Below are 8,032 nucleotides of genomic sequence, written 5' to 3' on the forward strand. Positions count from 1 at the left end.
TACTCGCAACCGCTTAACTAAACTTAGTCAAACCTAAGCCACCTGAAAGGGTGAGTTGGGAAATTTTGATGGCCAAATATCCATCCCTGACGATGGGTGACAAGGGCAATTCTTGTCAGAGGGCAGATAAAAGTTTATGCGGATGGCGAGACTCGAACTCGCAAGGCGTAAGCCACACGCCCCTCAAACGTGCGTGTCTACCAGTTCCACCACATCCGCTTGATTTTAGCTTAACCAATATAGCACAGAAAAAAAATAATCTGCAAGCAAATTTTAAAAATTACTGCCGCACAACCTTCGCGCCACCTGAGTTAGTACGGATAAACCTTTTAGGGAACCTTGAATCAAATGGAAGGCCGGGAGAGGACGGATTAACATTTGTCGAGCTAGGGGCAATGGTAGCAGCTGACCTTGATTATCAATTGCCGGGGCTAAATCGGGTAAGTCCTGTGTCACCTCGTCGCTAATCACGCGCACAATTGCCACTTTTTGCCCGCGTAAAGCCGCTAAAATCCTTGCTCCTTCCATATCTACCACTTCATAGCCACCCTGTCCTAAACGTCGTTTTTCCTCGGACTGGCTAATCAGGCGATCACTTGTTAAACCTTTAACGAGACTATATCCGGTTAATTGGGCGATTTCTGCGGTTATTTCTGGTTCACACTGCCAATAACTCCCCTTTTCTGCGCCACAACCTTGATAGATTACCCCATCTCCGACCCGATAGCGATCGCTGAGACTGCCCGCTAATCCCATCAGCACAATTTTTCCTGTAAACTTATTAAGAAATTCTAGAGATTGCCTAGAGACTGGGGAACTGTCGAGGAATTCTGGACCGCCAAGGTTAATCGGGATAATTTGCGGGGCTAAATCGCCGATTTTCCTTAATCCTCGACGGATTGAGCTATGCTCGGCCCCCCGGGGAACGAGAATAATATCTTCAGGTGTGAGCATGAAATTTTTGAGAAAGTTTCCTAATTAGTCCATTGAGATGTTATAAACAATAATAGTGAACTAATTAGGAATAATTCTTAAGTAAATGGCCCTGCCACTGACTGGGCGATTGTCTTTCCCACCATGAAAAAGTCTGTAATTCTGCGTTTATCCGAGGTTAACAAGCGTTTTCCCGCTTCTCCTACTCTAGCTGTCGATAATATCAGTTTTAGTTTAACAGAGGGCGAAATTCTCGGATTATTGGGCCCGTCGGGCTGCGGGAAAACCACTCTACTGCGGATGATTGCGGGATTTGAAAAACCATCTCAAGGAGTGATTGAATTGGGGGGGCGAATAGTTGCCGACGAAAAAACCTTTATTCCCCCGGAAAAACGCAATACGGGCATGGTTTTTCAGGATTACGCTCTTTTTCCCCATTTAACCATCGCTGACAATATCGCCTTTGGGTTAAAAAATTCTGGGGAGAAATTATCGAGCAAAGCTATTAACGCTAGGGTGGCGGAAACTTTGGATTTAGTCGGACTGCAAGGACTAGAAAAACGTTATCCCCATCAGCTATCGGGAGGACAACAGCAAAGAGTCGCCCTCGCCCGCGCTTTAGCCCCAAAACCCTCTTTAATCCTCTTAGATGAACCTTTAAGTAATCTCGATGTGCAGGTCCGGCAACGCTTACGGCACGAGATCCGTCATATCCTGAAAGCGACTGGTATCTCAGCCATTTTTGTCACCCACGACCGGGAGGAAGCAATGGTGATCAGTGACACAATTGCGGTCATTTGTCAAGGAAAATTAGAACAAATTAACAATCCCGAAGAAATTTATAGTCATCCGGCCTCGCGATTCGTGGCCGAGTTTGTCACCCAAGCTAACTTTCTCCCCGCTAGACGGAAGGGTGGACAATGGCAAACCGAGATAGGACTCTGGGAAATTCCCGATGGTCAAGATTTGGACAAAGGGGAATTGATGCTGAGAGAGGAAGATGTCAAAATTAAACCGGATGAGACGGGAGATCTGGTTATTTGCGATCGCCAATTTTTGGGGCGGGAGTACCGTTACTGTCTGCTAACGGCCACCGGCAGCCAAATCCACGCTAGAACAACGATTAACACCCAATTAGACATCGGTACAAAGGTAAAACTATCAATTATTCCCGATAGCGTCCGTGTATTTGCCGACTGATAACTGATACTAAATCCTGTTTAAGGGGTGTGGGGTGTAGGGTGTGGGGTGTAGGGTGTGGGGTGTGGGGAAGTGGGGAAGTGGGGTGTGGGGTGTGGGGAGCTTTTTCAGTAAAAAGGCAGCTCCGAGCTTATCGAAAATTTGGGTTAAAACCCCGTCCTTTTAGGACGGCTTTAGGCTAAAATGGAAAAAGCGATAACCAAGCTAAAAACTGAACCTTGACAACAGATAGTAGGGGGTTTTGTTCAGAAAAGAATTCAAATTCGGCCTTGAACAAGTAAAACTTTCTAGGAAATAAGGTTGAACATTAGATTTTTTCGACTTGTTCAAAGTGGCCGGAGGGCATTCGGACACTCAAAACGGACGGGTCGAAAGTGTCAGACTTAAGCAATTAAGCGTTTTTCGGTGAAGCGTCAACCCCGTTCAGCGACCACCCTAAAAAAGTGGCGTGGTGAGGAACCGCCGTCCGTTTTACGGCGGCGAGGATGTCAACGCTTAATACTATTGACTGATAACTTACCCACTGATAACTGATAACTGATAACTGATGCAAGGCTGACGGCTAATATTGATATCGATCGCGATTTAGGACTAGGGTGGCATTTTTAGCGACAAAATCGATAATTTTTTTGGCCACATCCACACCGGTGGCCGCTTCTATTCCTTCTAAACCGGGAGAGGAATTGACCTCGATAACCACAGGCCCGTGATTAGACCGTAATAAGTCCACACCAGCAACCCGTAAACCCATGGCTTTAGTGGCCCGTATGGCCGTACTGCGTTCCTCCGGGGTTAATTTTATCTTTTCTGCTTTGCCACCGCGGTGAAGATTAGAACGAAAATCCCCCTCGGCCCCCTGTCGTTTCATCGAGGCTACCACTTTTCCATCGATGACAAAACAGCGCAGATCTGCCCCACTGGCCTCTTTAATATACTCTTGTACTAGAATATTAGCCTCTAATTGCCGAAAAGCTTCAATAACTGACTTGGCTGCTTGGTCTGTTTCCGCTAAGACTACCCCAATACCTTGGGTTCCTTCTAATAATTTAATCACGAGAGGGGTGCCGCCGACGGTTTCGATTAAACCATCGATATCTTCAATTGCGTGAGCAATTCCCGTCACCGGTAAACCTATCCCTTCCCTAGCGAGGATTTGCAGACAACGCAATTTATCCCGCGACCGGGAAATTGCTTGCGAGTCGTTGGCAGTAAAAACATTCATCACCTCGAATTGCCGGACGACTGCGGTTCCATAGAAGGTTTTTGAGGCACCAATGCGGGGAATAATTGCGTCGAAACTCTCCAAGGGTTGACCGTTATAGACAACCGTGGGTTTATGGGAGGTGATGTTCATGTAACAGCGCAAATAATTGATCACTCGTACCTCATGGCCTTGGCCTTCTCCCGCCTCTTTCAGTCGCTTGGTGGAATAAAGAGAAGCATCTTGGGATAAAATAGCGATTTTCATAAATTTTCGCTTAAATATTGATTTTACAACTGAATAGCTCTCTATTCCCCCATATTGGCTTTTTTGGCCGGCAACTCATAAAATTTCTGCTCTCGATCGAAGTCCATCGATTATTATGGCACTGACAGTTCCCCTTGAACAGTTAGGTTAGGTGAAAAGTAAAAAAGATCAAGCTTAAGACTAGATTTGTTTTTGTCGTCAGGCTAAGTTTAAGTAGCTGGTTATAATTAAATTAAAAATGGATTTTGCCTTTAATCCCCCCTTAATAAGGTAGGGTTGATTCATGAATCAACCCTACCCTTGATAACGGGGGTGTCTGATAATTTTTAACGCCTACCTACTTATGACTTTACTAGCGAAATCTTTAGAGGAACTGACCGACTGGGTAAAAGACCAGGGACAACCTGCTTATCGGGGGAAACAATTACACCAATGGCTATACGAAAAAGGAGCGCATTCTTTGGCGGATATTTCCGTATTCCCCCAAGAATGGCGCAGCAAGCTGGCGGATTATCCTATCGGTCGTTCCCTGATACATTATCGCAGTGTAGCACCCGATCGCACTCGTAAATATCTGCTAAAACTGGCGGATGGTTTAATTATCGAAGCGGTGGGAATTCCCAGCGAAAAAAGATTAACAGTCTGTGTTTCTTCCCAAGTGGGTTGCCCGATGGCCTGTGATTTTTGTGCCACGGGAAAAGGGGGTTTTACTCGTAATTTAAAAGCTTATGAAATAGTTGACCAAGTGTTAACAGTACAGGAGGATTTTCAGCAGCGAGTTAGTCATGTGGTGTTTATGGGGATGGGGGAACCTTTATTAAATATCCCCGAAGTGGTGACAGCGATTCATTCCCTTAATCAAGATGTGGGTATCGGTCAGCGTTGTTTAACGATTTCTACCGTGGGATTACCCAATAAAATCAAGCAACTAGCGGAACATAATTTACAAGTAACTTTTGCTGTTAGTCTCCATGCTTCTAATCAACAAGTTCGAGCTAAATTAATCCCCAGTGCCGACCATTATCCCCTAAGTAATCTGATCCAAGACTGTCAGGAATACGTTCAAATCACGGGACGAAGGGTGACATTTGAATACATTCTTTTAGCGGGAGTGAATGATTTACCGGAACACGCAAGGGAATTAGTCAAACTGGTGAAAGGGTTTCAGTCTCACGTCAATTTAATCCCCTATAATCCCATTCAAGAGGTGGATTATCAACGGCCTGATGAAAAGAGAATTAAGGCTTTTAAAACTATTTTAGAACAGGAAAAAGTCGCCGTTACTGTCCGTTATTCGAGAGGTTTAGCGACCGATGCGGCCTGTGGACAATTGCGATCGAGCGTCATGGTACAATGAACGGCCGTAAATCAGCAATTAACTAGATTGCTAGTCTCCCCGCTAGGCTAAACTAGAGAACTATAACATCAATGTAGGAGCCATTTCGATGCAAAGTCTCTCTAGTGCCAAAGAAAATCGCCTTTTTGTCTATGAAGTCGTCGGTTTGAGTCAAAATGACAATACTGATAACCTAGATTATTCTATCCGTAAGAGTGGCAGTGTCTTTTTAACTGTTCCCTATAGCCGCATGAATCAAGAAATGCGTCGGATTACCCGTTTAGGCGCTCGCATCGTCAGCATTAAACCCTTAAACGCAGCTGCGGCCCAGTAGTTGAAAAAATAATTATCGGTAATATCTGTCCCCCGCTTTTGTCCTGATCAGGCAAACTAGGGGGATTTTTAGCATAAATGGGAAAAAGTAGCAGAAATCTTAATAAAAAGTAAAATGCTGCAAATGTAACAGATTTTAACCAGAGACTTAACCTATCCTATCCAAAAGGATAAAAGCGATGTCTGTGGTTTTTTTAAGATAACTCTCAATTAGGCCTAGGTGTAGTGTACCGATGGTAGGCTAAACTATGGAACGATTATCGTGACTTGAGTTGGGAGTTATATTTAATGTACAGTCCGAGTACACTAGCGGGAAACCGTTTCTTTGTTTACGAAGTGGTGGGTCTCAATCAAAACGACAATACTGACAGCTTGGATTATTCAATCCGTCAGAGTGGAAGCGTGTTTTTCACGGTTCCCTACAGTCGCATGAATCAAGAAATGCGTCGGATTACCCGTTTAGGTGGTCGTATCGTCAGCATCAAACCCTTAAATGGGATTGCCCCCGTAGCAACTGTTTCTAGTGCCTCCACACCACAGCCAATCGCTCAATCATCGCCCGTCACCGAACAGACCAAGAAAAAGGCCATGACCCAAGCGAAAGAAAAAACAGATATCCCCGTCAACATCTACCGTCCGAATCAACCCTTTATCGGCAAATGTATCGAGAATTATGCTCTCGTTGATGAGGGAGGTATCGGCATCGTACAACACGTCACTTTTGACCTTTCTGGGAGCGATTTACGCTATTTAGAAGGGCAAAGTATCGGTATTATCCCCCCGGGTACCGATGCTAATGGCAAACCTCATAAATTGAGACTCTATTCGATCGCCTCCACCCGTCATGGTGATAAATTAGACGATAAAACCGTATCCCTCTGCGTGCGTCAATTGGAATACCAACACCCAGAAACCAAGGAAACCGTTTATGGGGTTTGTTCCACCCATCTCTGTAATATAGGGGTGGGGGACGATGTGGCTATTACTGGTCCGGTGGGTAAAGAAATGCTGCTACCCAGTGATGAAGATGCCACCATCATTATGATGGCCACCGGGACGGGAATCGCTCCCTTCCGGGCTTTCCTCTGGCGGATGTTCAAGGAACAACACGAAGATTATAAATTCAAAGGTCTAGCTTGGTTGATTTTCGGAGTTCCCAAAACGGCCAATATTCTCTACCAAGAAGAATTAGAGCAAATCGCGGCGGAATTCCCCGATAACTTCCGTCTCACCTATGCCATCAGCCGGGAACAGCAAAATCCCCAGGGCGGCAGAATGTATATTCAACACCGGGTAGCCGAACACGCTGACGAAATCTGGAATCTACTCCAAAGTCCCAAAACCCACGCTTATATGTGCGGACTGAAAGGGATGGAAGATGGTATCGACGATGCTATCAGTGGTGCTGCCGCTAAAAATGGCGCTGATTGGTCTGTCTATCAGAAACAACTGAAAAAAGAACATCGCTGGCACGTAGAAACCTACTAAACCAGAAAGGTTCTCTGAAAATTTTTGGGGGTGGGCATTGTCCACCCTTTTTTTCTTGGCTTCGGTTAAGATCAGTTTTTTAAAAGGCCTTTAACAAAGATGAAATTCTCTCGACGCTTTTTTCCCGTTTTCCTTGCTCTCTGCTTACTGTTTATTTTGCTGCCCCGGGCCTGGAGTTTTACTAATAGCCAAAAACAAATTCTGGCAGATTTAAAAACAGCCGAGATTATTTATCTGGGAGAAAGACACGATAGTCAAGCCGATCATCAGGCCCAATTAGCTATTATCAAGTATTTACAGGCTAATAATCCCCAAATAGCGATCGCTTTCGAGATGTTTCAACGTCCTTACCAAATCTATTTGGATCAGTATTTAGCCGGCAAAATTAGCGAAAATCAGTTGAGAGAAAAAAGTGAATACGACCAACGTTGGGGATTTGATTGGGAATTTTACGCCCCGATTCTGCGCTTGGCCAAGGCGAAAAAACTACCATTGATCGCCCTCAATACACCCACGGAAATCACTAGAAAAGTGGCACAGGAGGGCTTAGAAAGCCTCTCCACCTCAGAAATGACCTACATCCCCCCTAAAAGCGAAATAAACCAGGATAACGAGGAGTACCGTCAACAGATCCTAGCCGTTTATCAGCAACACACGGGGGGCAAAAGTCAGGGATTCGATCGCTTTTTTCTGGCACAGGTTCTCTGGGATGAAACTATGGCCGATGCGATCGCTAAATTCTGGCAAGCTCATCCCGAATATCAGATCATCGTCCTAGCAGGAAAAGGTCATATTGCCTACGGTTACGGCATTCCCAGTCGAGTCCAAAGAAGATTAGGCGATCGCGTCATCCAGCGTTCGGTTTTCTTGGGAGACGCTCCCCAATCATCACCAGCAGAAACCAAAAAACCCGCCGATTATTTTTGGCAAGAGCAAAATTAAGCCAGTCGGAGGTTAGGAAACAAGGGATGATAAGCTAAGATGCCAGTCTTTAAATTTAGTAGATAATAAGTCTGAAAAACTGATTATTTATTTCCCCTTTTGCCTTTTGCCTTTTGCCTTTTGCCTCTCCTCTATGAGTAGCCTATACTCAACGGATTTAGTATAATAAGTAGGTAGGCACAATTATTTGTAGGATGGGTTAGCGGTAGCGTAACCCATGCGGGCGTTGGGTTTCATGCTTCAACCCAACCTACGTTCATTTTATATTTAATTCCACCCACCTACTTAGGACTTGCTGAATAATGGTAAAACCCTTTGAAAATAAGGCTTTT

The 8,032-nt window shown here is 44.9% G+C and carries 7 protein-coding genes and 1 tRNA gene; 5 read left to right on the top strand and 3 right to left on the bottom strand.

From position 1 onward, the window contains the following. Positions 1 to 137: 137 nt before the first annotated feature. Both MICAI_RS13085 and MICAI_RS13090 read right to left on the bottom strand, forming a co-directional pair. Positions 138 to 219: transfer RNA gene (locus MICAI_RS13085), tRNA-Leu, on the bottom strand. Positions 220 to 273: 54 nt separating this feature from the next. Beyond that, positions 274 to 954, bottom strand: coding sequence for a hypothetical protein (locus tag MICAI_RS13090; RefSeq protein WP_008202716.1), 681 nt, complete (start codon positions 952 to 954; stop codon positions 274 to 276). Positions 955 to 1,077: 123 nt separating this feature from the next. Between MICAI_RS13090 and MICAI_RS13095 the strand changes: the two genes are divergently transcribed. Next, positions 1,078 to 2,133 (top strand): ABC transporter ATP-binding protein, encoded by a 1,056-nt coding sequence (locus tag MICAI_RS13095; RefSeq protein ID WP_008202718.1) that lies wholly within the window; start codon positions 1,078 to 1,080, stop codon positions 2,131 to 2,133. A gap of 562 nt (positions 2,134 to 2,695) precedes the next feature. Here MICAI_RS13095 and rimK read toward each other — a convergent pair. Continuing rightward, positions 2,696 to 3,601 carry a 30S ribosomal protein S6--L-glutamate ligase gene (rimK, locus tag MICAI_RS13100; protein ID WP_008202721.1) on the bottom strand — a complete coding sequence of 302 codons (906 nt, stop codon included), beginning with the start codon at positions 3,599 to 3,601 and terminating at the stop codon, positions 2,696 to 2,698. Between the two features lie 343 nt (positions 3,602 to 3,944). Between rimK and rlmN the strand changes: the two genes are divergently transcribed. From rlmN to MICAI_RS13120, 4 genes are all read left to right on the top strand, one after another. Continuing rightward, on the top strand, positions 3,945 to 4,958 hold the full coding sequence (gene rlmN / locus MICAI_RS13105) for a 23S rRNA (adenine(2503)-C(2))-methyltransferase RlmN (protein WP_008202724.1): 1,014 nt from the start codon (positions 3,945 to 3,947) through the stop codon (positions 4,956 to 4,958). A gap of 88 nt (positions 4,959 to 5,046) precedes the next feature. Continuing rightward, positions 5,047 to 5,271 (top strand): phycobilisome linker polypeptide, encoded by a 225-nt coding sequence (locus tag MICAI_RS13110; protein ID WP_002795571.1) that lies wholly within the window; start codon positions 5,047 to 5,049, stop codon positions 5,269 to 5,271. A 287-nt stretch (positions 5,272 to 5,558) separates the two neighbouring features. Next, positions 5,559 to 6,758, top strand: coding sequence for a ferredoxin--NADP reductase (gene petH / locus MICAI_RS13115; RefSeq protein ID WP_008202728.1), 1,200 nt, complete (start codon positions 5,559 to 5,561; stop codon positions 6,756 to 6,758). Positions 6,759 to 6,857: 99 nt separating this feature from the next. After that, the gene (locus MICAI_RS13120; protein ID WP_008202731.1) at positions 6,858 to 7,700 is read left to right on the top strand and encodes a ChaN family lipoprotein; all 843 of its coding nucleotides are present in this window, start codon (positions 6,858 to 6,860) and stop codon (positions 7,698 to 7,700) included. Positions 7,701 to 8,032 lie beyond the last annotated feature (332 nt).

This window comes from Microcystis sp. T1-4 (assembly GCF_000297435.1).
Taxonomy (GTDB): Bacteria; Cyanobacteriota; Cyanobacteriia; order Cyanobacteriales; family Microcystaceae; genus Microcystis.

Excerpts from the sequence above, each read along its gene's own strand:
- petH (WP_008202728.1), top strand. The coding sequence starts at position 5,559 with ATGTACAGTCCGAGTACACTAGCGGGAAACCGTTTCTTTGTTTACGAA.
- MICAI_RS13120 (WP_008202731.1), top strand. The coding sequence starts at position 6,858 with ATGAAATTCTCTCGACGCTTTTTTCCCGTTTTCCTTGCTCTCTGCTTA.
- rimK (WP_008202721.1), bottom strand. The coding sequence starts at position 3,601 with ATGAAAATCGCTATTTTATCCCAAGATGCTTCTCTTTATTCCACCAAG.
- MICAI_RS13090 (WP_008202716.1), bottom strand. The coding sequence starts at position 954 with ATGCTCACACCTGAAGATATTATTCTCGTTCCCCGGGGGGCCGAGCAT.
- rlmN (WP_008202724.1), top strand. The coding sequence starts at position 3,945 with ATGACTTTACTAGCGAAATCTTTAGAGGAACTGACCGACTGGGTAAAA.
- MICAI_RS13095 (WP_008202718.1), top strand. The coding sequence starts at position 1,078 with ATGAAAAAGTCTGTAATTCTGCGTTTATCCGAGGTTAACAAGCGTTTT.
- MICAI_RS13110 (WP_002795571.1), top strand. The coding sequence starts at position 5,047 with ATGCAAAGTCTCTCTAGTGCCAAAGAAAATCGCCTTTTTGTCTATGAA.